The 22,311-nt window shown below is 49.2% G+C and carries 25 protein-coding genes; 12 read left to right on the top strand and 13 right to left on the bottom strand.

Going from position 1 to position 22,311, the window contains the following annotated elements:
- The first annotated feature begins 31 nt into the window (after positions 1 to 31).
- The 3 genes from proQ (at position 32) to htpX (ending at position 3,871) form a co-directional block, all read left to right on the top strand.
- Positions 32 to 730, top strand: coding sequence for an RNA chaperone ProQ (proQ, locus tag ACJHWR_RS01560; protein ID WP_000431370.1), 699 nt, complete (start codon positions 32 to 34; stop codon positions 728 to 730).
- A 19-nt stretch (positions 731 to 749) separates the two neighbouring features.
- On the top strand, positions 750 to 2,798 hold the full coding sequence (prc, locus tag ACJHWR_RS01555) for a carboxy terminal-processing peptidase (RefSeq protein WP_001055782.1): 2,049 nt from the start codon (positions 750 to 752) through the stop codon (positions 2,796 to 2,798).
- 191 nt (positions 2,799 to 2,989) lie between these two features.
- Complete coding sequence (htpX, locus tag ACJHWR_RS01550; RefSeq protein ID WP_000984517.1) at positions 2,990 to 3,871, top strand: protease HtpX; 882 nt, start codon at positions 2,990 to 2,992, stop codon at positions 3,869 to 3,871.
- 45 nt (positions 3,872 to 3,916) lie between these two features.
- Here the strand turns inward: htpX and ACJHWR_RS01545 are convergent, their stop codons facing one another.
- The gene (locus tag ACJHWR_RS01545) at positions 3,917 to 5,290 is read right to left on the bottom strand and encodes an MFS transporter (RefSeq protein WP_012311681.1); all 1,374 of its coding nucleotides are present in this window, start codon (positions 5,288 to 5,290) and stop codon (positions 3,917 to 3,919) included.
- Positions 5,291 to 5,466: 176 nt separating this feature from the next.
- On the opposite strand from ACJHWR_RS01545, the gene kdgR reads away from it, so the two are divergent.
- The gene (kdgR, locus tag ACJHWR_RS01540; protein ID WP_001262182.1) at positions 5,467 to 6,258 is read left to right on the top strand and encodes a DNA-binding transcriptional regulator KdgR; all 792 of its coding nucleotides are present in this window, start codon (positions 5,467 to 5,469) and stop codon (positions 6,256 to 6,258) included.
- Between the two features lie 143 nt (positions 6,259 to 6,401).
- Here the strand turns inward: kdgR and ACJHWR_RS01535 are convergent, their stop codons facing one another.
- Positions 6,402 to 6,641 (bottom strand): YobH family protein, encoded by a 240-nt coding sequence (locus tag ACJHWR_RS01535; RefSeq protein WP_001211011.1) that lies wholly within the window; start codon positions 6,639 to 6,641, stop codon positions 6,402 to 6,404.
- A gap of 158 nt (positions 6,642 to 6,799) precedes the next feature.
- Here ACJHWR_RS01535 and mgrB point away from each other — a divergent pair, with 158 nt between their 5' ends.
- The 5 genes from mgrB to rlmA all read left to right on the top strand — a co-directional run bounded on the left by mgrB (position 6,800) and on the right by rlmA (position 9,315).
- Positions 6,800 to 6,943: a PhoP/PhoQ regulator MgrB gene (mgrB, locus tag ACJHWR_RS01530; RefSeq protein ID WP_000714550.1), complete on the top strand. Its 144-nt coding sequence runs from the start codon at positions 6,800 to 6,802 to the stop codon at positions 6,941 to 6,943.
- 74 nt (positions 6,944 to 7,017) lie between these two features.
- Complete coding sequence (locus ACJHWR_RS01525) at positions 7,018 to 7,305, top strand: YebO family protein (RefSeq protein WP_001006855.1); 288 nt, start codon at positions 7,018 to 7,020, stop codon at positions 7,303 to 7,305.
- A gap of 669 nt (positions 7,306 to 7,974) precedes the next feature.
- A complete protein-coding gene (locus tag ACJHWR_RS01520; protein ID WP_001295496.1) occupies positions 7,975 to 8,118 on the top strand; it encodes a DUF2627 domain-containing protein in 144 nt (47 codons plus the stop codon).
- Positions 8,119 to 8,130: 12 nt separating this feature from the next.
- Positions 8,131 to 8,340 (top strand): transcription antiterminator/RNA stability regulator CspE, encoded by a 210-nt coding sequence (cspE, locus tag ACJHWR_RS01515; protein WP_001062678.1) that lies wholly within the window; start codon positions 8,131 to 8,133, stop codon positions 8,338 to 8,340.
- A gap of 165 nt (positions 8,341 to 8,505) precedes the next feature.
- On the top strand, positions 8,506 to 9,315 hold the full coding sequence (gene rlmA / locus ACJHWR_RS01510; protein WP_000010123.1) for a 23S rRNA (guanine(745)-N(1))-methyltransferase: 810 nt from the start codon (positions 8,506 to 8,508) through the stop codon (positions 9,313 to 9,315).
- Here the strand turns inward: rlmA and mntP are convergent.
- The 5 genes from mntP to manX all read right to left on the bottom strand — a co-directional run bounded on the left by mntP (position 9,312) and on the right by manX (position 13,518).
- Positions 9,312 to 9,878, bottom strand: coding sequence for a manganese efflux pump MntP (gene mntP, locus ACJHWR_RS01505; protein ID WP_001296134.1), 567 nt, complete (start codon positions 9,876 to 9,878; stop codon positions 9,312 to 9,314). The genes rlmA and mntP overlap by 4 nt on opposite strands.
- 428 nt (positions 9,879 to 10,306) lie before the next feature.
- Complete coding sequence (locus ACJHWR_RS01500; protein WP_000156255.1) at positions 10,307 to 10,765, bottom strand: DUF986 family protein; 459 nt, start codon at positions 10,763 to 10,765, stop codon at positions 10,307 to 10,309.
- A gap of 54 nt (positions 10,766 to 10,819) precedes the next feature.
- Positions 10,820 to 11,671 (bottom strand): PTS mannose transporter subunit IID, encoded by an 852-nt coding sequence (gene manZ / locus ACJHWR_RS01495; RefSeq protein ID WP_000228655.1) that lies wholly within the window; start codon positions 11,669 to 11,671, stop codon positions 10,820 to 10,822.
- A gap of 12 nt (positions 11,672 to 11,683) precedes the next feature.
- Positions 11,684 to 12,484, bottom strand: a complete 801-nt coding sequence (manY, locus tag ACJHWR_RS01490; RefSeq protein WP_000406926.1) for a PTS mannose transporter subunit IIC — start codon at positions 12,482 to 12,484, stop codon at positions 11,684 to 11,686.
- A 62-nt stretch (positions 12,485 to 12,546) separates the two neighbouring features.
- The gene (gene manX, locus ACJHWR_RS01485; RefSeq protein WP_000150543.1) at positions 12,547 to 13,518 is read right to left on the bottom strand and encodes a PTS mannose transporter subunit IIAB; all 972 of its coding nucleotides are present in this window, start codon (positions 13,516 to 13,518) and stop codon (positions 12,547 to 12,549) included.
- Positions 13,519 to 13,834: 316 nt separating this feature from the next.
- Between manX and ACJHWR_RS01480 the strand changes: the two genes are divergently transcribed.
- Positions 13,835 to 13,993 carry a protein YoaL gene (locus ACJHWR_RS01480; RefSeq protein WP_001327808.1) on the top strand — a complete coding sequence of 53 codons (159 nt, stop codon included), beginning with the start codon at positions 13,835 to 13,837 and terminating at the stop codon, positions 13,991 to 13,993.
- Positions 13,981 to 15,537, top strand: coding sequence for a CNNM family cation transport protein YoaE (gene yoaE / locus ACJHWR_RS01475; RefSeq protein ID WP_000394983.1), 1,557 nt, complete (start codon positions 13,981 to 13,983; stop codon positions 15,535 to 15,537). The genes ACJHWR_RS01480 and yoaE overlap by 13 nt, the downstream gene beginning before the upstream one ends.
- Positions 15,538 to 15,540: 3 nt before the next feature.
- On the opposite strand, the gene ACJHWR_RS01470 is transcribed toward yoaE, so the two are convergent.
- The 4 genes from ACJHWR_RS01470 to pabB form a co-directional block, all read right to left on the bottom strand.
- Positions 15,541 to 17,139: an EAL domain-containing protein gene (locus ACJHWR_RS01470; RefSeq protein WP_012311746.1), complete on the bottom strand. Its 1,599-nt coding sequence runs from the start codon at positions 17,137 to 17,139 to the stop codon at positions 15,541 to 15,543.
- Between the two features lie 130 nt (positions 17,140 to 17,269).
- Positions 17,270 to 18,634, bottom strand: a complete 1,365-nt coding sequence (gene sdaA / locus ACJHWR_RS01465) for an L-serine ammonia-lyase (protein WP_000624298.1) — start codon at positions 18,632 to 18,634, stop codon at positions 17,270 to 17,272.
- A gap of 183 nt (positions 18,635 to 18,817) precedes the next feature.
- Positions 18,818 to 19,396 carry a CoA pyrophosphatase gene (locus tag ACJHWR_RS01460; protein ID WP_000456731.1) on the bottom strand — a complete coding sequence of 193 codons (579 nt, stop codon included), beginning with the start codon at positions 19,394 to 19,396 and terminating at the stop codon, positions 18,818 to 18,820.
- A gap of 3 nt (positions 19,397 to 19,399) precedes the next feature.
- Positions 19,400 to 20,761 (bottom strand): aminodeoxychorismate synthase component 1, encoded by a 1,362-nt coding sequence (pabB, locus tag ACJHWR_RS01455; RefSeq protein ID WP_000854992.1) that lies wholly within the window; start codon positions 20,759 to 20,761, stop codon positions 19,400 to 19,402.
- Between the two features lie 73 nt (positions 20,762 to 20,834).
- On the opposite strand from pabB, the gene ACJHWR_RS01450 reads away from it, so the two are divergent.
- Entirely contained in the window at positions 20,835 to 21,014 is a 180-nt protein-coding gene (locus ACJHWR_RS01450) for a YoaH family protein (protein ID WP_000457330.1), read from the top strand.
- Positions 21,015 to 21,133: 119 nt separating this feature from the next.
- Here the strand turns inward: ACJHWR_RS01450 and ACJHWR_RS01445 are convergent, their stop codons facing one another.
- Positions 21,134 to 21,433 carry a DUF1889 family protein gene (locus tag ACJHWR_RS01445; RefSeq protein ID WP_001111989.1) on the bottom strand — a complete coding sequence of 100 codons (300 nt, stop codon included), beginning with the start codon at positions 21,431 to 21,433 and terminating at the stop codon, positions 21,134 to 21,136.
- Positions 21,434 to 21,854: 421 nt separating this feature from the next.
- Positions 21,855 to 22,199: a RidA family protein gene (locus ACJHWR_RS01440; protein ID WP_001295493.1), complete on the bottom strand. Its 345-nt coding sequence runs from the start codon at positions 22,197 to 22,199 to the stop codon at positions 21,855 to 21,857.
- Positions 22,200 to 22,311 lie beyond the last annotated feature (112 nt).

Raw genomic sequence — 22,311 nt, 5'->3', positions numbered from 1 at the left:
TTGGCTACGTCCGTTGTAATCAGGAAATTTCATGGAAAATCAACCTAAGTTGAATAGCAGTAAAGAAGTAATCGCGTTTCTGGCCGAACGTTTTCCCCACTGTTTCAGTGCGGAAGGTGAAGCGCGTCCGCTGAAAATCGGTATTTTTCAGGATTTGGTCGATCGTGTTGCCGGGGAAATGAACCTGAGCAAAACGCAATTGCGATCCGCTTTACGTCTCTACACTTCGAGCTGGCGTTACCTTTACGGTGTTAAACCCGGCGCAACGCGTGTCGATCTTGACGGCAACCCATGCGGTGAGCTGGACGAGCAACATGTCGAGCATGCTCGCAAGCAGCTTGAAGAAGCGAAAGCGCGTGTTCAGGCACAGCGTGCTGAACAGCAAGCGAAAAAACGCGAAGCTGCCGCAGCTGCTGGTGAGAAAGAAGACGCACCGCGCCGCGAACGCAAGCCACGTCCGACCACGCCACGCCGCAAAGAAGGCGCTGAACGTAAACCTCGTGCGCAAAAGCCGGTAGAGAAAGCGCCAAAAACAGTAAAAGCACCTCGCGAAGAACAGCACACCCCGGTTTCTGACATTTCAGCTCTGACTGTCGGACAAGCCCTGAAGGTGAAAGCGGGTCAAAACGCGATGGATGCCACCGTATTAGAAATCACCAAAGACGGCGTCCGCGTCCAGCTGAATTCGGGTATGTCTTTGATTGTGCGCGCAGAACACCTGGTGTTCTGAAACGGAGGCCGGGCCAGGCATGAACATGTTTTTTAGGCTTACCGCGTTAGCTGGCCTGCTTGCAATAGCAGGCCAGACCTTCGCTGTAGAAGATATCACGCGTGCTGATCAAATTCCGGTATTAAAGGAAGAGACGCAGCATGCGACGGTAAGTGAGCGCGTAACGTCGCGCTTCACCCGTTCTCATTATCGCCAGTTCGACCTCGATCAGGCATTTTCGGCCAAAATCTTTGACCGCTACCTGAATCTGCTCGATTACAGCCACAACGTGCTGTTGGCAAGCGATGTTGAACAGTTCGCGAAAAAGAAAACCGAGTTAGGCGATGAACTGCGTTCAGGCAAACTCGACGTTTTCTACGATCTCTACAATCTGGCGCAAAAGCGTCGTTTTGAACGTTACCAGTACGCTTTGTCGGTACTGGAAAAGCCGATGGATTTCACCGGCAACGACACTTATAACCTTGACCGCAGCAAAGCGCCCTGGCCGAAAAACGAGGCTGAGTTGAACGCGCTGTGGGACAGTAAAGTCAAATTCGACGAGTTAAGCCTGAAGCTGGCAGGAAAAACGGATAAAGAAATTCGTGAAACCCTGACTCGCCGCTACAAATTTGCCATTCGTCGTCTGGCGCAAACCAACAGCGAAGATGTTTTCTCGCTGGCAATGACGGCGTTTGCGCGTGAAATCGACCCGCATACCAACTATCTTTCCCCGCGAAATACCGAACAGTTCAACACTGAAATGAGTTTGTCGCTGGAAGGTATTGGCGCAGTGCTGCAAATGGATGATGACTACACCGTTATCAATTCGATGGTGGCAGGTGGCCCGGCAGCGAAGAGTAAAGCTATCAGCGTTGGTGACAAAATTGTCGGTGTTGGTCAAACAGGCAAGCCGATGGTTGACGTGATTGGTTGGCGTCTTGATGATGTGGTTGCCTTAATTAAAGGGCCGAAGGGCAGTAAAGTTCGTCTGGAAATTTTACCTGCTGGTAAAGGGACCAAGACCCGTACTGTAACGTTGACCCGTGAACGTATTCGTCTCGAAGACCGCGCGGTTAAAATGTCGGTGAAGACCGTCGGTAAAGAGAAAGTCGGCGTGCTGGATATTCCGGGCTTCTATGTGGGTTTGACAGATGATGTCAAAGTACAGCTGCAGAAACTGGAAAAACAGAATGTCAGCAGCGTCATCATCGACCTGCGTAGCAATGGTGGTGGGGCGCTGACCGAAGCGGTATCGCTCTCCGGTCTGTTTATTCCATCCGGCCCGATTGTTCAGGTCCGTGATAACAACGGTAAAGTTCGTGAAGACAGCGATACCGACGGACAGGTCTTCTATAAAGGCCCGCTGGTGGTACTGGTTGACCGTTTCAGTGCTTCGGCTTCAGAAATCTTTGCCGCGGCAATGCAGGATTACGGTCGTGCGCTGGTTGTGGGTGAACCGACGTTTGGTAAAGGCACCGTTCAGCAATACCGTTCATTGAACCGTATCTACGATCAGATGTTACGTCCTGAATGGCCAGCGCTGGGATCTGTGCAGTACACGATCCAGAAATTCTATCGCGTTAACGGCGGCAGTACGCAACGTAAAGGCGTAACGCCAGACATCATCATGCCGACGGGTAATGAAGAAACGGAAACGGGTGAGAAATTCGAAGATAACGCGCTGCCGTGGGATAGCATTGATGCCGCGACTTATGTGAAATCAGGAGATTTAACGGCCTTTGAACCGGAGCTGCTGAAGGAACATAATGCGCGTATCGCGAAAGATCCTGAGTTCCAGAACATCATGAAGGATATCGCACGCTTCAACGCTATGAAGGACAAGCGCAATATCGTTTCTCTGAATTACGCTGTGCGTGAGAAAGAGAATAATGAAGATGATGCGACGCGTCTGGCGCGTTTGAACGAACGCTTTAAACGCGAAGGTAAACCGGAGTTGAAGAAACTGGATGATCTACCGAAAGATTACCAGGAGCCAGATCCTTATCTGGATGAGACGGTGAATATCGCACTCGATCTGGCGAAGCTTGAAAAAGCCAGACCCGCGGAACAACCCGCTCCCGTCAAGTAACATCAATCAGGCACAAGAAATTGTGCCTGATTTTTTAACAGCGGCAAGATGCCGTAAATCAGATGCTACAAAATGTAAAGTTGTGTCTTTCTGGTGACTTACGCACTATCCAGACTTGAAAATAGTCGCGTAACCCATACGATGTGGGTATCGCATATTGCGTTTTGTTAAACTGAGGTAAAAAGAAAATTATGATGCGAATCGCGCTCTTCCTGCTAACGAACCTGGCCGTAATGGTCGTTTTCGGGCTGGTACTGAGCCTGACAGGGATACAGTCGAGCAGCGTTCAGGGGCTGATGATCATGGCCTTGCTGTTCGGTTTTGGTGGTTCCTTCGTTTCGCTTCTGATGTCCAAATGGATGGCATTACGATCTGTTGGCGGGGAAGTGATCGAGCAACCGCGTAACGAAAGGGAACGTTGGCTGGTTAATACTGTAGCAACCCAGGCTCGTCAGGCGGGGATCGCTATGCCGCAAGTGGCTATCTACCATGCGCCGGACATCAATGCTTTTGCAACCGGTGCGCGCCGTGATGCTTCTCTGGTTGCTGTCAGCACTGGTTTGCTGCAGAACATGAGCCCGGATGAAGCCGAGGCGGTAATTGCTCACGAAATCAGCCACATCGCCAATGGTGATATGGTCACCATGACGCTGATTCAGGGCGTGGTGAACACCTTCGTTATCTTTATTTCCCGTATTCTGGCGCAACTTGCCGCGGGTTTTATGGGCGGAAATCGTGATGAAGGTGAAGAGAGCAACGGCAACCCGCTGATCTACTTTGCGGTTGCAACGGTTCTGGAACTGGTGTTTGGTATTCTGGCGAGCATTATCACCATGTGGTTCTCGCGTCATCGTGAATTCCACGCCGATGCGGGTTCAGCAAAACTGGTTGGTCGCGAGAAAATGATTGCTGCATTGCAACGCCTGAAAACCAGCTATGAACCGCAAGAAGCAACCAGCATGATGGCTTTCTGCATTAACGGGAAGTCGAAATCGCTCAGTGAGTTGTTCATGACTCACCCGCCACTGGATAAACGTATTGAAGCTCTGCGTACGGGTGAATACCTGAAGTAATATGAAGTAAATACTAAAAAGCGCGTCCTGATCGACGCGCTTTTTTTATGCCATGGATCGTGGCTGAGTGATACGTAAACCACTGACACAGGCTGCAATCACCGCCAGAATAGCCGCAGCCATCAGCGAGACGTGCGTACCATTATCACCAAACTGATTTAGCATCAGCGCTACCAGAGCCGCGCCGCTACTCTGACCCAGAAGACGAGCCGTCCCTAACATGCCACTGGCTCCACCGCTACGTTCGCGAGGAGCGGAGGTAATAATGGTGTGGTTATTGGGTGACTGGAACAAGCCAAATCCAGCACCACATAAGATCATCGGCCAGATAATATTGATATCCGCAGGTGACGCTGGCAGCAGAACCAGGGAAAAAAGCCCCGCAGCCATGATGAATAACCCTAAAGCACCCAGCAATCCTGCATGTACGCGTTCAATCAAATAGCCTGCCAGTGGAGCCATCACCATTGTTGCTAACGGCCACGGTGTCAGAAGTAAACCTGTTTCGACTTCACTACGCCCGAGCACGGTTTGCAGGTAAAAGGGAAGGGAAACCATTGCCAGCATTTGTGCGCAGAAAGAGCAAACAGATGTGCAAATAGAAAGTGAAAACAGCGGGATACGCAGTAAATCCACCGGTAGCAGCGGTACGGGAAGAGAAAGCTGGCGGCGAATAAAGAAAATACCAACGACAACCATTACCACCAGTTCCGCACCAATCAATGTCAGCGATTGCCTCTGAGCGAAACCACTCAATGCAGTAATAAGCAGGCCGAAGGTTAACGCGTTCATCACGGCGCTGGGCAGGTCGAAACGGGGTTTACTGGCGCGAGAACCATTGGGTGGCAGAAAACGCATCGCCAGAAGCAGGGCGATAATACCCAACGGTACGTTGATTAAAAATAACCATTTCCAGGATGCGATGGAGAGGATTGCTGCAGCAATTGTCGGCCCGGCAGCAGAAGAGACGGCAACAATAAACGAGTTTATGCCCATCCCTCTACCCAGAAAACGTTGTGGATAGATCAGGCGGATAAGTGCGGTATTAACGCTCATCAACGCTGCACCGCCGAAACCTTGTATGACACGCGCAAGGGTGAGCATTTGCAGCGAATCAGAAAGGGCGCAGAACAGTGAAGACAACAGAAAAACGACCAGACCGCATTTATAAATACGTCGATAGCCAAACATATCGCCCAGAAACGAAAATGAGAGCAGGGAGATGACAATGGCGATTTGATAGGCGTTCACTACCCAGATGGAACTGGCTGGCGTGGCATGAAGGTCCGTGGCGATTGTTGGCAGGGCGACGTTGGCGATTGCGCCGTCAAGGACAGCCATCGAAATACCAATCACAATGGTTAATATCGCACCGTATCGCTGGGGCAATGGCAGGCCGTCGGCCTGAACTTTTGGCATAGGAATTTTATATCTTTGGTGAATAATCAACAGGGGTATGATTCTAGCACTGATATTCACGGTGGATGTCGCAGAATTGTAACTAACCGGCAAAAGATGGATTGCGACCACCCAGGTGCGAAATTATAATAAAAAACAGTTCTGATTTTTATAAAACACTCGCAATGAGGTGATAAATGGCTAACGCAGATCTGGATAAACAGCCTGATTCTGTATCTTCTGTGCTGAAAGTTTTTGGCATTTTGCAGGCGCTGGGTGAAGAGCGCGAAATAGGGATAACCGAGCTGTCGCAGCGCGTCATGATGTCAAAAAGCACCGTTTATCGCTTTTTACAGACCATGAAAACCCTGGGTTATGTGGCGCAGGAAGGGGAGTCGGAGAAATATTCGCTGACCCTGAAATTGTTTGAACTGGGCGCTCGCGCGTTGCAAAACGTCGATTTAATTCGTAGCGCAGATATCCAGATGCGTGAGATTTCCCGCCTGACGAAAGAAACTATCCACCTCGGCGCACTGGACGAAGACAGTATTGTTTACATCCACAAAATTGACTCTATGTACAATTTGCGCATGTATTCACGGATTGGGCGTCGTAATCCGCTGTACAGCACCGCGATTGGTAAGGTACTGCTGGCATGGCGCGATCGCGATGAAGTGAAGCAAATTCTTGAGGGCGTGGAGTATAAACGCAGTACCGAGCGGACCATCACCAGTACAGAAGCGTTATTACCCGTTCTGGACCAGGTGCGCGAGCAGGGGTATGGCGAAGATAATGAAGAGCAGGAAGAAGGGCTGCGATGCATTGCGGTTCCGGTATTTGATCGCTTTGGCGTGGTCATTGCCGGTTTGAGCATCTCCTTCCCGACGTTACGTTTCTCTGAAGAGCGTTTACAGGAATATGTCGCAATGTTGCATACCGCGGCGCGCAAAATTTCTGCCCAAATGGGTTATCACGACTATCCGTTCTGATGAGAGTAAGAACCTGTCTGAATATCAAACAGACAGGTTCTTTATTTAGCATGAGAAAAATAAAGTTGAAGGTGGCGTTATATTAAACGCACTTGCGATAAGAATATTTTACTCATGAGTGAGAATCTGGTTATTTATTACCCTTAACCATTATCGACCACAATATTGCTTTTACGTAACAACGGGCAATCTGTTATCCCCAGAAAACCACTTTTAGTGTGCAGGTATTGTACCGTGCTGGTGCCTCTGGCGGTCAGATAGGTACATTGCAAACCTAATCCCGCGGCATTCTCTTTGCTTCCAATCAAAACGCCATATCCGCTGAGTAATAATCCTATCCATACCAGTGCTATCAGCATAACTGTGCGAATGATGAATCGCATTACAACCTCTTCTCTTTTTATGTTCGCTTAATCGTAGCGGCAATATGCGCTGAAGCAAGCGACTCATTCTGAAAAAGCACGAATATCGACATAGTTAGGCGCTGTTTAACTAACGCATGCTAGTTTAATGACATAAGGTAGGTGAAACGGAGATTGGAGTGAAAAAGTTTCGATGGGTCGTTCTGGTTGTCGTGGTGTTGGCTTGCTTGCTGCTTTGGGCGCAGGTATTCAACATGATGTGCGATCAGGATGTACAATTTTTCAGCGGAATTTGTGCCATTAACCAGTTTATCCCGTGGTGATATCATTTTTTCAGCACTAGATTTTCTTCCTCTCCAGCAGTGGTAGAATAGCGCCTCTACTCAGAGGTGGTGAAATGAACGAAGTTGTAAATTCAGGCGTGATGAACATTGCGTCTTTGGTTGTATCGGTGGTGGTTCTTTTTATCGGGCTTATCTTGTGGTTTTTTATCAATCGTGCCAGTTCACGGACTAACGAACAGATTGAACTGCTTGAGGCGTTGCTGGATCAGCAAAAACGTCAAAATGCTCTGTTACGTCGTTTGTGCGAAGCAAACGAACCTGAGAAAGCAGATAAAAAGACCGTTGAGAGTCAAAAATCGGTTGAAGACGAAGATATTATTCGTCTGGTCGCCGAACGATAATCCTTCCTCAATCTTGAGTAACCCCGTCGTTGAAGGGTTACTCAATTCATCCTGATTATACGCACTGTCATGGTGCAACTGCTTCAAATTAAAACTCTGGTCTGACTTCAAATAATTATCATATTATTTATTTGCGTAACGGGATATCAGAAAAAGATATTTAGCCCATTAATTTATTAGGATGTTTACATCGGATTTGTGATTAAGCGTGGTATTATTTATTAGCGAAACGTTTCTCTCTTGATTTTTTTGCGCATTCATCAATTTTTCTTATTTTAAATTTACAATACCTTTGGCGATTGACTTCTCTTTGGGGTGATTGATGGCCGTTAACTGACTGTTTTATGAGAAAAAGTGATATAACTTTTTATTCATTGCATAGCAGAAAATGTGATATTGCACGCACTATGTAATAACTTCTCCCATTGGCATGGAACAACTGAACTTATTGAACTATGTTAGAAAATACGTCAGTTTAAGTATCTGCCTGAACTGGCAAGGTTAAGCACAATGATATATCGGCGCGTATTCCGTTGCATAAGTGTGCAAAAAAAGTGGAAGACGTATCGAGATTTGTGCGTCTGATCGAGACATGTTTAAAAATGGCTTGCCATAATTAACGTTGTATGTGATAACAGATTTCGGGTTAAACGAGGTACAGTTCTGTTTATGTGTGGCATTTTCAGTAAAGAAGTCCTGAGTAAACACGTTGACGTTGAATACCGCTTCTCTGCCGAGCCTTATATTGGTGCCTCATGCAGTAATGTGTCAGTTTTATCTATGTTATGCCTGCGGGCGAAGAAAACAATCTAAGGAATTTTTCAAATGGCAAAGATTAAAGGTCAGGTTAAGTGGTTCAACGAGTCTAAAGGTTTTGGCTTCATTACTCCGGCTGATGGCAGCAAAGACGTGTTCGTACACTTCTCCGCTATCCAGGGTAATGGCTTCAAAACTCTGGCTGAAGGTCAGAACGTTGAGTTCGAAATTCAGGACGGCCAGAAAGGTCCGGCAGCTGTTAACGTAACAGCTATCTGATCGAATCCACTGATCTGAAGTGTGAATACGCTTCAATCTCGCTATAAAGCCTCGCCGAATGCGAGGCTTTTTACTTTGCTTTATCTTCGCTCCTGGCGTTCGGATATTTGCCCGCCGCGTGATTCGCGTTACACTTGCGGCCTTTAGTATCCTGCCGGAGTTGTCATGTCGTTTTCCTGTCCACTTTGCCATCAGCCTCTTTCGCGTGAAAAAAACAGCTATATCTGTCCCCAGCGACATCAGTTTGATATGGCGAAAGAAGGGTATGTCAATCTGCTGCCCGTTCAGCATAAACGGTCTCGTGATCCGGGCGACAGCGCGGAAATGATGCAAGCACGCCGCGCATTCTTAGATGCCGGACATTATCAGCCGCTGCGTGATGCAATTGTCGCCCAACTGCGGGAACGGCTTGATGAAAAGGCCACGGCGGTGCTGGATATTGGCTGTGGTGAAGGGTATTACACACACGCATTTGCCGATGCGCTGCCCGAAATCACCACGTTTGGTCTGGATGTCTCGAAGGTAGCGATAAAAGCGGCGGCGAAACGCTATCCGCAGGTCACTTTTTGTGTTGCTTCCAGCCACCGTTTGCCGTTTTCCGATACCAGTATGGACGCCATAATACGTATTTACGCGCCGTGTAAAGCAGAAGAATTAGCGCGAGTAGTGAAGCCTGGCGGTTGGGTCATTACTGCCACGCCGGGACCGCGACATTTGATGGAGCTGAAGGGGCTGATTTACAATGAAGTACATCTTCATGCACCACATGCAGAACAACTGGAAGGTTTTACATTACAGCAGAGTGATGAGTTGTGTTATCCGATGCGTCTTCGCGGTGACGAAGCCGTCGCATTATTGCAGATGACGCCGTTTGCCTGGCGTGCGAAGTCAGAAGTCTGGCAAACACTGGCCGCAAAAGAAGTGTTCGACTGCCAGACGGACTTTAATATTCACCTCTGGCAGCGTTCTTATTAACCGTGGAAGTGCGTCCAGAGGATCTGGACGCCAATACCGATCAGCACCAGCCCGCCGAGAATTTCCGCTTTTTTCCCAATAATTGAGCCGATAAAGCGACCAACCATCATCCCTAATGTCGACATAATCAAGGTTGCACAACCAATGGCCAATGCGGTCGCGATAATGTTAACCTGCAGGAAAGCAAGACCAACACCCACAGCCATGGCATCCAGGCTGGTGGCAATCGCGGTGGTTACCAGTAGCCAGAAACCGTGTCGACGGCGCGGTTCTTCATCTTCATCATCTGCGCCACGAAAACCCTCAATAATCATTCGCCCGCCGAGGAATATCAGCAGCACAAACGCAATCCAGTGGTTCCATTCAAGGACAAACCGGCTGGCTAACATGCCCATTCCCCAGCCGATCAGCGGCGTCAGGGTTTCGACGGCACCAAAAATAAGGCCGGTTCGCAACGCTTCAGAAAATTTCGGTTTATGGAGGGTGGCACCTTTACCGATTGATGCAGCAAATGCATCCATCGACATACCAAACGCAAGAAGAACAGTAGCAGTGATATTCATGACAACGTCCTGACCGGGGTATCCATAAAACACATCATCGCCCCCAGCAAACATGCATACATGAACAACAAACCGCGATGGTTTTCGCGTTCATGCAGGCATAGCGATTGATGTGCATATGGTCTCGCCTGACTGAAAGTGTTCAGTCCGTACGTGCCACGTTTTGCAACGAGTATGTTGACACGTACATTTCCGGAATCTGGAAATCGGCTACTCCCCAAATGAGGGCGCAACCTTAACATATTTTGAGAATATAAAACAACTGTTGGAATATATTATTTCATCACTTTATTGATAACGATTTTCATTTAGATTTATATATCAATGAAACGTTAAAATAAATAACAAATAAGGGAAGAGGTAATATAGCCTAAGCTATGTCTGATTATTAAAAATACACTAAACATAGCTTTGGCTAAATTCATAACCTATTGAGTTGAAACGAGAAGCTTATAAATTTTTTCCAGATCGTCGATATTTCGAACGCGGATTAACAGCCGACGTTGTTCTAATTGCATCACCAACACGCCATCTTCCGACAAGTTCATCGCTTTGATTCGGCTATATTCAATCCAGACATTGGCGAAGAAAAAACCTTTTTGTTTAAAGATGATCTTCGGAACGCGGATCCAGAATATATAAAAACCCATCAGAGCCAGTGCACTTAATAACCATGTTGTTATTAGCGCGCCATGATTCGTGACGTTGTTATAGATAAGAATGACAATCAATCCGACGAATATAACGCTATCGATGCGACCACGCCGGAGCAAAGGAATTGCCAGCAGAGTGGGGCCGTTACGGCGGGGCATGATGAACTGATCGTAGATCGCGAAGGCCAGGAGTGCGGCGATGAAAAGAATCAGTACCAGGTCCGTGATTGTCATTAATCCTCCAGATAAAAAAACGGGGCCAAAAGGCCCCGGTAGTGTACAACAGTCTTACAGTCCCAGCAGGCCGCAAGCGTAACCAGCGATACCGATAACGAAGAAGCCAACGATGATCCACAGCGGGTTAACTTTTTTGCGCAGTAGCCACATACAAGCAAAGGTCAGCAGCAGTGGTACCAGGCCTGGCATTAACTGGTCCAGAATAGTCTGGACAGTGGTAACGTGTTCTTTGCCCGTCTGGTCAGTAATGCGAGAGACAACCAGCGGGATGTTGACATGCGTCCACTTGTTAACTAATGCCCCCATGACAAACAGGCCGAGGATAGACGCCCCTTCCGTCAGTTTTTGCAGGAAGCCACCACCCATATCTTTAACGATATCGATACCTTTGGAGTAACCATACGCTACGCCGTAGTAACGGGTTGCCAGGCGCACCAGGTTAAACAAGATGAAGAACAGCAGCGGACCTAACAGGCTGCCGCTCATTGCGATACCGGCACCCAGCGCTGCAAATACCGGACGTACGGTTCCCCAGAAGATCGGGTCGCCTACACCAGCCAGCGGCCCCATCAAACCGACTTTGATACCGTTGATAGCACCGTCATCGATCTCTGCGCCATTAGCACGCTGTTCTTCCAGCGCCAGGGTTACGCCGAGAATCGGCGCAGCCACGAACGGCTGGGTGTTGAAGAACTCCAGGTGACGGCGAATAGCTTGTTTACGAGCTTCGTTGTTCTCAGGGTAGAGTCGACGAATTGCCGGTACCATAGAGAAGCAGAAACCCAGTGCCTGCATACGTTCGAAGTTCCATGAACCCTGGAAGAGGTTAGAACGCAGGAAGACGCCACGAATATCACTTTGAGTGAGTTTTTTCTCGGTGGTAGTTTGAGTTGTATCAACCATTTCGCTCACCTGTTAGTCCAGTTCGTTATCGAGATCGTTGTTACCAGCTGCCTGAGCAGGCGCACCGGCTACGCGGTTGTATTTCGGGCTAAGTTGGATGTAGAGCACTGCCATAACAGTACCAATCACACCCAGAGCAACCAGGTTAAAGTTGGTGAATGCTGCGGTTACGAAGCCGAGGTAGAAGAACGGCATCAGGTAGCCAGCACGCATCATGTTGATAACCATCGCATAACCAACCACTACGATCATGCCACCTGCGATATTCAGACCATTGGTCACCACTTCCGGAATCGCATTCAGCATGTTCTGGACTTCGCTGGTACCAACAGACAGCGCAACGATGACGGCCGGAATAGCCACACGCATTGCTTGCAGGAACAGAGAAGAAACGTGGATCCAGGAAATCGCTGTCAGGTTGCCGTTATCAGCAGCCTTATCCGCAGCGTGCTGGAAAGCAACGGTGATAGTACGAACGATGATGGTCAGTACCTGGCCCGCAGCGGCCAGAGGGATTGCCAGTGCGATACCTGCACCAATGCTCTGATGACCTGCGATAACCAGAATAGTAGAAATGATGGAAGCCAGAGCGGCGTCAGGCGCAACTGCAGCACCGATGTTCATCCAGCCCAGCGCGATCATTTCCAGCGTACCACCGATAATAATACCGGTTTTCATATCCCCAAGAACGATACCCACCAGGGTACACGCGATTAGCGGACGGTGAAACTGAAATTCATCGAGGATTGATCCCATACCTGCGATACAGGCTACGATAAATACCAGCACAATTTGAAGAGTGGTAATCTCCATTGTACTTCTCCTGTTTACGTAAGACTTAAGTGTGAAAACTGAGTGATAATCAACACAATACGTTACTTATCGATTTTGCTGATCAGATCCATCATTTTCAGTTTCGGATCGGTGGAAACCTTACGGACTTCCAGCTCAATACCGCGCGCATTCAGTTTCTTGAACGCCTCGATATCTTTTTCATCAACCGAAACCGCGTTATTCACCTGGGTTTTACCCTGACGGAATGCCATACCACCGACGTTAACAGAGGTGATTTTCACGCCGCCTTCAACGAGACGCTCTACATCTGTTGGGTTGGTAAATAACAGCATTACGCGTTCGCCAGCATATTTCGGGTTGTTGTAGACGCGAATCATTTTGGCAACATCAACTACGTGTGCTGTTACGCCCGGAGGTGCAACCTGGGTGAGCAGTGTCTTACGAACGGTATCCGCAGCCACTTCATCACTAACAACAATAATACGGGAGACATTGGTTTCTTTGGTCCAGCGGGTGGCGACCTGACCGTGAATCAGACGGTCGTCGATACGCGCAAGGCCAATAACCATGTAGTCGTTTGGTCCCATTGGTTTTGCCGGAGTTGGAGCCGCTTTTGGTGCTGCGGCAGCGGGTGCTGGCGCGGCTTTTTCAACCGGTTTGGCTTTCAGAGCTTTCACGCCTTCACGGCCTGTTTCTACTGCCAGCGCAACCAGTTCATCAAAGCTTGGGTCATCATCACGGGCCATTAACGTTTCCACGAGCATTGGAATGTTAACGCCTGCAATGACTTCATAATGCTCTTTGTCGACGACAATGCGGCTGGCAGCATTGAATGGGCTGCCTCCCCATGTATCAACGAGAAACAGCACGCCTTTAGTGGTGTCGAGTTTTGCCAACTGAGCGTTGTACTTTTCAATCAGCGTTTCGGCATTTTCACCTGGAACGAAATCGATCCAGCCGACGTTTTCCTGCTCGCCTAACAGCATTTCTGCGGTTTTAAGCAACTGCTCTGCAGCCCAACCATGTGTGCCTATAACAATAGCAATGGTCACTTGCTACCTCCTTTATTATCGTTAACACCTCAACGTGCCAGATGTATTTTTGAATCGTCGTCCACAATCGAATCGATTCAGATAAGGGCTACAACCAAAAACCCCTGCGTTTCGCGATTTATTTTAGATATCGAAAAAATTATTTTATGTGATGAAGATCCGTAATTTAACTTTCGATTAGCAGAAATTTCGAAAGGTAAAATATCCTTGTCACATTCGTTTGCAAAGGAAGGTAAATCTTTGCCAAATCAGATGTGTCTCTGATATGTTTAACTCCTGTTTAACAACCATGGAGTATAGGGCAGTAGCCCGCAGTATGGATCGTCACCGACGTCATTTCAGCATCAGGCCTTTTAACGCCTGCCTTTCTGGCACTTTATGCCGCACCTTTCGTTTGCATTTTGTCGTTACGCCTGCATTATTTCTGGCGTCGAATAGCTATTCCTTAAGCAGGAGCTTGTCATGGAATTCTTAATGGACCCCTCGATTTGGGCGGGGCTACTCACGCTTGTTGTTCTCGAAATTGTGCTGGGTATCGATAACCTGGTCTTCATCGCCATTCTTGCTGACAAACTGCCGCCAAAACAACGCGATAAAGCGCGTTTGCTGGGATTATCACTGGCGCTGATTATGCGTCTGGGGCTGCTGTCGCTGATTTCATGGATGGTCACGCTGACCAAACCGCTATTTACCGTCATGGATTTCTCCTTCTCCGGACGCGACCTGATTATGTTGTTCGGGGGGATATTCTTGCTGTTCAAAGCAACAACCGAACTGCATGAACGGCTGGAAAACCGCGATCATGATTCCGGCCACGGTAAAGGCTACGCCAGTTTCTGGGTGGTCGTCACACAGATCGTCATCCTTGACGCCGTCTTCTCGTTGGATGCGGTAATTACGGCAGTAGGGATGGTTAACCATCTGCCAGTGATGATGGCGGCGGTAGTGATTGCGATGGCGGTTATGCTGCTGGCATCGAAACCGCTGACGCGATTTGTTAACCAGCATCCAACGGTGGTGGTGCTCTGTCTGAGCTTCCTGTTAATGATAGGTCTGAGTCTGGTGGCAGAAGGTTTCGGTTTCCACATTCCGAAAGGTTACCTGTATGCCGCGATTGGCTTCTCGATCATCATCGAAGTGTTTAACCAAATTGCGCGTCGCAACTTTATTCGTCACCAGTCGACTTTGCCGCTGCGAGCGCGTACTGCCGATGCCATCCTGCGTTTGATGGGCGGGAAACGTCAGGCCAATGTCCAGCACGATGCCGATAACCCGATGCCGATGCCGATCCCGGAAGGTGCATTTGCCGAAGAAGAACGTTACATGATTAACGGCGTACTGACGCTGGCGTCGCGTTCTCTGCGCGGGATCATGACGCCGCGCGGTGAAATAAGCTGGGTTGACGCTAATCTCGGGGTCGATGAAATCCGCGAGCAACTGCTCTCTTCACCGCACAGTCTGTTCCCGGTATGTCGCGGTGAACTGGATGAAATCATCGGTATCGTACGTGCTAAAGAACTGCTGGTGGCGCTGGAAGAGGGCGTTGATGTGGCGGCGATTGCTTCGGCGTCTCCGGCGATTATCGTCCCGGAAACCCTCGATCCGATCAACCTGCTGGGCGTACTGCGTCGTGCTCGCGGGAGCTTTGTTATCGTGACCAACGAGTTTGGTGTGGTACAAGGTCTGGTCACGCCGCTGGATGTGCTGGAAGCCATTGCGGGTGAATTCCCGGACGCTGACGAAACGCCGGAAATCATTACCGACGGTGACGGCTGGCTGGTAAAAGGCGGTACAGATTTGCATGCCTTGCAGCAGGCGCTTGATGTTGAGCACCTTGCCGATGACGATGATATCGCGACGGTCGCGGGCCTCGTGATCTCGGCAAATGGTCACATTCCCCGTGTGGGCGATGTGATTGATGTAGGGCCACTGCATATCACCATCATTGAAGCCAATGATTATCGTGTTGATCTGGTTCGCATTGTTAAAGAGCAACCGGCGCACGATGAAGATGAGTAAGTGTTAACGTAACGGCATAACGGGCGTGATATGTCCATTATGCCGGGCGGGCGGCGGTTGGCTGCCCGCCAGCCATTTGGGAAAATCACGTAGCGGCATCGGCTGTGCGTACAAATACCCTTGCAAAATATGCACCCCATGACGGCGCAAATACTTCGCCTGTTCTTGTGTTTCCACACCCTCCGCCACCAGTTCAATATTCAGTCTTTGCCCCAGAGCGATGATGATATCGGTCACCGTCGAGTTAACCGCGTCAGAACCTATAGCTGCGGTAAATGACTTATCAATTTTCAGCACGTCAGGACGTAATGTTTCAAGCCAGGAAAATGAACTGTTGCCGGTGCCGAAGTCATCAATCGCCAGTTTGACGTTTTTACGATGTAGCTCGCGGGCAATCCGATAATCAACATCCAGTAAGGCATCGCGTTCGGTGATTTCGAGGATCAGTTGCTGAATCGGGTGAGCGCTAAACCAGTACTGATTGAGATCTTTTATCAGCACACCACGGCGAAAATGGCTGGGTGCGACGTTAATGCCAACATGAAACTGACTACTCATCGGGAAAACATGGCGCTGACGAATGGTTTCTGCCATCACATAGCGGGTCAGTGGCACAATTAAATGATGTTCTTCCGCGATAGGAATAAACACATCCGGTGAAATCCAGCCCTGACGCGGATTGTTCCAGCGAAGCAAAATCTCTACACCAATACATTGCTGGCTGCGCGCATTAAGCAAAGGCTGACAGAACAATTCGAACTCATGTTGCGCCAGGCCCAGATTGATTTCGCGGGAAAAGCTCATCCGGTAAGCGGTCGCCAGCCAGGCGATGTAGCCCACCAGTAAACTTAGCAGCACCGCCAGCGGTAATTGTGTTGGAAGATAGTGCCATGCCAGCGCCGTAGCCCCCGGACCATTAACGTTAATGGTAAAAGGAAAGCGTTGCGAAGAAACCTGGTAGTTTTCATTGTTTTCAGGTTGCGGAAGGGAATCTACCAGCCCATTACCATAGAGCAAATGCCGATCGTCCACCGTCAGGCTGGCGCTACTGATTTGCGGCAGTTGTGGCTCAAGCAGCATTGCCGCCAGTAAGTCGATGTTAATCATCTCCATGACCCCAGCTTTGCTACTGCCCGCTGCTGGCGTCCACTGAATCAAAACCGGACTGCCTTTAATCAGGGCACGGTCGATCGTCAGGCGTAAAAGTGGTTGCGGTGCAGGAAGTTCAGCCAGAATGTCCACGACGGGCACATTGCGATAACCAAAAATGCTGGAGCAATAAAGTGTGCCGTCTTGCACCAGGCCAATGGATCGCACAGTTTGGAGTTTTGCCGCCTGTTTACGTAATGGCAAATGGGCGACAGAGCAGGGCAGACCAATCAGCGGAAGCAAGACTTCGCTACCTGCCTGTAGGGGAAGCAGTACTTTATCTAATTCCTCTACAGCGTGATTGGCGAATTGTACTACCCGTTGTTGATTTAAGTTACGCTGTGAAATAAATCGCACGCTCAGGGTCGAAGCGAGCGTAACGAGGGCGCAAATCGTACAAACAATCATTCGATTACGGCGATAGGTTTTAATGATCCGTTGTGCTTTTTGCATGCGGGCCACCCTGTAAGCGTATGGCGACAAACGCCTGACGCAACAGTGGAAGTGTAGTGGGGAATATTACAGCAGACGAGAAAGCGGGGATAAATTCGCCCATCCGTTGCAGATGGGCGAGTAAGAAGTATTAGTCACACTGGACTTTGATTGCCAGACCACCGCGTGAGGTTTCGCGGTATTTGGCGTTCATGTCCTTACCGGTTTCGTACATCGTTTCGATGACCTTATCCAGCGAGACGCGCGGTGCGCTGGTGCGGCGCAGAGCCATCCGTGCGGCGTTAATCGCCTTCACAGAGGCAATAGCATTACGCTCAATGCACGGCACCTGAACCTGCCCTGCAACCGGGTCGCAGGTCAGACCGAGGTTGTGCTCCATGCCAATTTCCGCCGCCACACAAACCTGTTCCGGGCTACCGCCCAACAGCTCGGCAAGGCCCGCAGCAGCCATTGAACAGGCAACACCCACTTCGCCCTGGCAACCGACTTCCGCACCGGAAATAGAGGCGTTCATTTTATACAGTGCACCAATCGCACCCGCTGCCATAAAGTAGCGGGTATAGATGTCCGGGCTGACGGACTCAATAAAGTGGTCATAGTAAGCCAGCACTGCCGGAACAATGCCACAAGCACCGTTGGTTGGCGCAGTTACCACGCGACCACCGGCGGCGTTCTCTTCGTTAACTGCCAGCGCAAACATGTTTACCCAGTCAATGACATTCATCGGATCGTTAGACAGTTTATCGCTGGAAACCAGCATCCGGCGCAGGGCAGACGCACGACGCGGCACGCGCAGCGGGCCTGGCAGTACGCCTTCGGTGTTCATCCCGCGATCGATACATGCCTGCATGGTTTGCCAGACATGCGCGAAATACTCGTCGATCTCTTTCTTGCTGTGCAGCGCCAGTTCATTCTGCATAGCGAGACCAGACAGCGAATAGCCGGTTTCATTGCAGTACGCGAGCAGTTCGGTGGCAGATTTGAACGGATACGGCACGCTCACTTCGTTGGCGGCATCCTGACCAAAGTGTTCTTCATCGACGATAAAACCGCCGCCGATGGAATAATAAGTTTTGCTGTAGACGACTTCATCGCCGTTATAGGCGTGGATTTGCATACCGTTTTCATGCAGCGGCAGGTTACCGTTATGAAAACGCATCCCGTTGTCGCGCGGGAAATCCACTTCATGCCGTCCCTGTGCCAGCAGCAGACGTTCGCGCTCTTCTACGTCGCGAATAAAACCGGGAATACTGTCGATATCCACGGTGGCAGGTTCGTTACCTGCAAGACCCATAATAATGGCGATATCGGTGTGGTGGCCTTTACCCGTCAGCGACAGTGAACCATAAACGTCCACGGCAACGCGAGTAACGCTATCCAGTAAGCCTTTTTCGACCAGGTCATCGACGAACTGTTTACCCGCCTTCATAGGCCCTACGGTATGGGAAGATGAGGGACCAATCCCCACCTTAAACATGTCGAATAGACTAATCACGATAATACTCCTGACAAGGTGACTGGACTTCCAGTAACGAACTAATAACAGCGCATAGTGTAAGAGGGAACGCGGCGACTGGCTTAACTATTCACATGAATTAAACTAATCAAAAACCGCGATTTAACTAATATTGCGATGATTGTCTCAAGTAGTGTTTTGTAGATGTAAAGATAAGTATAGTCAGGGTTTCACACCAATTTGCAGCGCCAGTTCACGAATTATGCCTGCGGTCATTCCCCATACAAAATACTGTTCGTACCAGGACAGCCATACCCGATGTGAATCGCCACGGCGGTAGATATCTAAAGGATGATAACGACCCAGATGTAATGCCTGGGCGAGCGGCATTTCAAACACCGCCGAGACTTCATCTTCACTGGCGCGATACGGCAGATCGGGCGGGATAATGCCGACCACTGGGGTTACCTGGTAGCCAGTGACGCTATCGACGGGCGGCAGCACGCCGATAACTTCAACGGTGGAAGGCGGTATAGCGACCTCTTCTTCAGCTTCGCGCAGCGCAGCGGCGATAACGGATGCGTCCGTGTCATCGACTGCGCCTCCAGGGAATGCCACTTGTCCAGCGTGTTTGCGCAGATGAATCGAACGCTGAGTCAGCAACAACCCCGGTTGCGGTCGACGGACGATGGGGATTAACACGGCAGCCTGACGATGATTTAGGGTTTCCCGGTTAATTTGCGGGCGCAAAAGTTGAAAGCGCGATAAAAAATCATCAAGCGTCAGGCTACGGTATTCCACGTCTTACTTCTCCAGTTGGCGTAATATCTTATTAACTTTATCAAAAGTTTCCTGATATTCCGCTTCTTCCTGGCTATCGGCGACAATTCCACCCCCCGCAGAGCAGTAAATTTGTCCGTTAATGGCAGTCAGCGTGCGGATAGTAATGCTGGTGTCCATGTTGCCGCAAAAGCTCAAATAGCCAATGCTGCCGCACCAGGCATTGCGTCGCTGCGGTTCCAGTTCGTCGATAATTTCCATAGCCCGTACTTTCGGAGCCCCAGTTATTGAGCCACCAGGAAAAGCCGCGCGCAGCAGATCGCTGGCGTGTAACTGTTCTGGTAGTTGCGCCGTTATGGTGCTGACCAGATGATGCACGGCAGGGAAGGGTTCCACCACGAACAGCTCTGGTACTTTTACCGAACCTGCTACGGCAACACGACCGATATCATTACGCATTAAATCGACAATCATCAGATTTTCGGCACGATCTTTCGCTGAGTTCGCCAGTTTCTCTGCTTGTTTGCTATCTTCCTGAGGATCGGGCAGGCGTGGTAGCGTGCCTTTAATCGGGCGGGTCTGGATTTCACTGTTATCACAAAGGATAAACCGCTCTGGCGAAAGGCTTAAAATCGTGCCTTGTTCAAGGCGTAAAAAAGCGCTAAACGGCGCGCGGTTGGCCTGATTAAGCTGAAGGAATGCCTGCCATTCATCGCCAGAATAGGTCGCATGAAAACGCTGGGCGAGATTCACCTGATAGCAATCACCGCTGTGCAGATATTCCTGTACCTGGCGAAATTTTTCGCCGTACAGTTCGCGGGTCATATTGGATTGCCAGTCGGAAGTGAGCGTGAAATCTTCCTGCGGCGAGAATTGCTGGCTTTCCAGCCAGGCCCGACGAGCATTGACATCATTATGACTCAGCAAAGAAACTGTTTGACGCTGGTGGTCAACAACCAGCGCCCAGTCGTAGATACCCACTGCCATATCCGGCAGAACGATATCTTGCTGCGCAATTTCTGGCAGTGACTCAAAACGGCGGCCCAGATCGTAGCCAAACAACCCCAGCGCGCCGCCCTGAAATGGCAAATCTTCGTTATGCGTTGGGTGAATGTCTGCGCGATCCAGCACCTGCTGGAGCACCTGTAGCGGGTCATCAGTGGTCGTTGTACGTTTATCGCTTTCACTAATAACGGTTTCTTTACCGAAAGTAGTTAAAGTGCAAATTGGCTCGGCGACCACAATATCAAAGCGGCTATACGGATGATCGGCATAGCCGGAGTGTAAAAGCATCGCCCACGGCAGGTGGCTTAAGCGTGAGAAATAAAATTCAGCGGCGTCCTGACGCCAGGGTAAAGTAATCACAGCGGGAGATAACGTCTTCATCAGTCCTGACTCTACTGGCTATGTGCCGGGTAGCATGAAATAATTAGCGCCAACAATTTAGCAGGAGTTAACAATGTTTGCAGGTTTACCTTCACTCACCCATGAACAGCAGCAAAAAGCTGTCGAGCGGATCCAGGAACTGATGGCTCAAGGGATGAGCAGCGGCCAGGCAATCGCGTTGATGGCAGAAGAGCTGCGTGCCAACCATTCCGGCGAGCGAATCGTGGCGCGTTTTGAGGATGAAGACGAGTAACACACTAACCCGTATCGCTTTCGTTATAGAAGCCGATGATTATTTGATTGTGAGAAAAAGGACGCTTTTCATATGTGATTAAAAGCGTCCTGACCCATTTATGCTGATGTAAATTTAACTTAGACCAGTGCTTTTAGTTCTTCCTGCATATATGTTGAAAAGTATTCAGGATTTTTAATCACAATGCGTTCACCAGACTCCATTTTTTTTGCCCATCCAACCATTTTTTCCGTGAACCCCGGGTTCCAGCCTTCCTGGTCAGCTCGCGCCGTAATATCAGCGGCACTCGCGGGTACTCCCAGTTCTTTCAAATATTTAAAGATTCCCTTCGCCGTGCTTTCATTCATCGAACTTGGTGTTGGTGCTGATACATCCATGGCACCAATGAAATCCAGGGCTTTATCTATTACAGCAGGCATATTCTTATCCTTAAAATTAACCATGTTATCGATAAGGCTATATATGACCTTAATTTGCATCTAATATCAAAGGGATTATAACGATATGGCACGAGTTAACCTGTTGACATTCAGGTGTTTTAAAGGTAGCAGCTCATGGTGTGTTATCCAGTAAGAGGGAGAAAATTAACGGTCAGTTCTCACGCTATAACCAGATTGTTCAGCTAAGAAAGAAAACCAGAGTTGCTAATCAGAGGGCGAACACAACGGCATGGTTATGTTTATTTATATAGCCAGTTTTATAGATGAAATTGAAATTATAAAAATAAATAATGAATTAGCAGGAGCATCAACAGTAATAACTTAATCTCTGGTCGATTTATGCAAAACCGACCAGTATTATCGATAAATTATCGTCTGACTTATTATGCTTCGATAAAGCTTACACTGCAGCCACAATCTTAATTTCAACTTTATACTTCGGGTTCATCAAACCCGCTTGTACCGTGCAGCGCACCGGCGCATGACCAGCGACAACCCAGGCATCCCACGCTTTATTCATCGCCGCGAAGTCGTTTTTATCAGCCAGGAAAATGGTGGCATCCAGAATGCTCGATTTATTGCTGCCCTGTTTTTCCAGCACGGCGTCAATCTGCGCCAGCGTGTTGGCGGTTTGCTCAAAAGCATCGGCGTCGAGGTTTTCCGGTACACCAGTGTAGTATAGCGTGTTGTTGTGGATCACCACATCAGACCAGCGGGCTTCAGCATCGATACGAACGATAGTCATCATTTTGTCCTCATTATCCTTCCATTTTCGTGCTGCAAAGACTGCCACAATGTGAGGTCGCCGTCACCACTTCAACTGGCGAAAGCGCCCTCATCCTGACATAATCCCTGTT

The sequence above is a fragment of the Escherichia sp. WS568 genome, from assembly GCF_046486085.1.
Lineage (GTDB): Bacteria > Pseudomonadota > Gammaproteobacteria > Enterobacterales > Enterobacteriaceae > Escherichia > Escherichia coli.
The sequence above is the reverse complement of the archived record's forward strand: the minus strand, read 5'-3'. Positions and strand labels throughout refer to the sequence as shown.

What these genes read in the sequence shown, in the direction of transcription:
- proQ (WP_000431370.1), top strand. Translation starts at nt 32, where the DNA reads ATGGAAAATCAACCTAAGTTGAATAGCAGTAAAGAAGTAATCGCGTTT.
- prc (WP_001055782.1), top strand. Translation starts at nt 750, where the DNA reads ATGAACATGTTTTTTAGGCTTACCGCGTTAGCTGGCCTGCTTGCAATA.
- htpX (WP_000984517.1), top strand. Translation starts at nt 2,990, where the DNA reads ATGATGCGAATCGCGCTCTTCCTGCTAACGAACCTGGCCGTAATGGTC.
- ACJHWR_RS01545 (WP_012311681.1), bottom strand. Translation starts at nt 5,290, where the DNA reads ATGCCAAAAGTTCAGGCCGACGGCCTGCCATTGCCCCAGCGATACGGT.
- kdgR (WP_001262182.1), top strand. Translation starts at nt 5,467, where the DNA reads ATGGCTAACGCAGATCTGGATAAACAGCCTGATTCTGTATCTTCTGTG.
- ACJHWR_RS01535 (WP_001211011.1), bottom strand. Translation starts at nt 6,641, where the DNA reads ATGCGATTCATCATTCGCACAGTTATGCTGATAGCACTGGTATGGATA.
- ACJHWR_RS01525 (WP_001006855.1), top strand. Translation starts at nt 7,018, where the DNA reads ATGAACGAAGTTGTAAATTCAGGCGTGATGAACATTGCGTCTTTGGTT.
- ACJHWR_RS01520 (WP_001295496.1), top strand. Translation starts at nt 7,975, where the DNA reads ATGTGTGGCATTTTCAGTAAAGAAGTCCTGAGTAAACACGTTGACGTT.
- cspE (WP_001062678.1), top strand. Translation starts at nt 8,131, where the DNA reads ATGGCAAAGATTAAAGGTCAGGTTAAGTGGTTCAACGAGTCTAAAGGT.
- rlmA (WP_000010123.1), top strand. Translation starts at nt 8,506, where the DNA reads ATGTCGTTTTCCTGTCCACTTTGCCATCAGCCTCTTTCGCGTGAAAAA.
- mntP (WP_001296134.1), bottom strand. Translation starts at nt 9,878, where the DNA reads ATGAATATCACTGCTACTGTTCTTCTTGCGTTTGGTATGTCGATGGAT.
- ACJHWR_RS01500 (WP_000156255.1), bottom strand. Translation starts at nt 10,765, where the DNA reads ATGACAATCACGGACCTGGTACTGATTCTTTTCATCGCCGCACTCCTG.
- manZ (WP_000228655.1), bottom strand. Translation starts at nt 11,671, where the DNA reads ATGGTTGATACAACTCAAACTACCACCGAGAAAAAACTCACTCAAAGT.
- manY (WP_000406926.1), bottom strand. Translation starts at nt 12,484, where the DNA reads ATGGAGATTACCACTCTTCAAATTGTGCTGGTATTTATCGTAGCCTGT.
- ACJHWR_RS01480 (WP_001327808.1), top strand. Translation starts at nt 13,835, where the DNA reads ATGGATCGTCACCGACGTCATTTCAGCATCAGGCCTTTTAACGCCTGC.
- yoaE (WP_000394983.1), top strand. Translation starts at nt 13,981, where the DNA reads ATGGAATTCTTAATGGACCCCTCGATTTGGGCGGGGCTACTCACGCTT.
- ACJHWR_RS01470 (WP_012311746.1), bottom strand. Translation starts at nt 17,139, where the DNA reads ATGCAAAAAGCACAACGGATCATTAAAACCTATCGCCGTAATCGAATG.
- pabB (WP_000854992.1), bottom strand. Translation starts at nt 20,761, where the DNA reads ATGAAGACGTTATCTCCCGCTGTGATTACTTTACCCTGGCGTCAGGAC.
- ACJHWR_RS01450 (WP_000457330.1), top strand. Translation starts at nt 20,835, where the DNA reads ATGTTTGCAGGTTTACCTTCACTCACCCATGAACAGCAGCAAAAAGCT.
- ACJHWR_RS01445 (WP_001111989.1), bottom strand. Translation starts at nt 21,433, where the DNA reads ATGCCTGCTGTAATAGATAAAGCCCTGGATTTCATTGGTGCCATGGAT.
- ACJHWR_RS01440 (WP_001295493.1), bottom strand. Translation starts at nt 22,199, where the DNA reads ATGACTATCGTTCGTATCGATGCTGAAGCCCGCTGGTCTGATGTGGTG.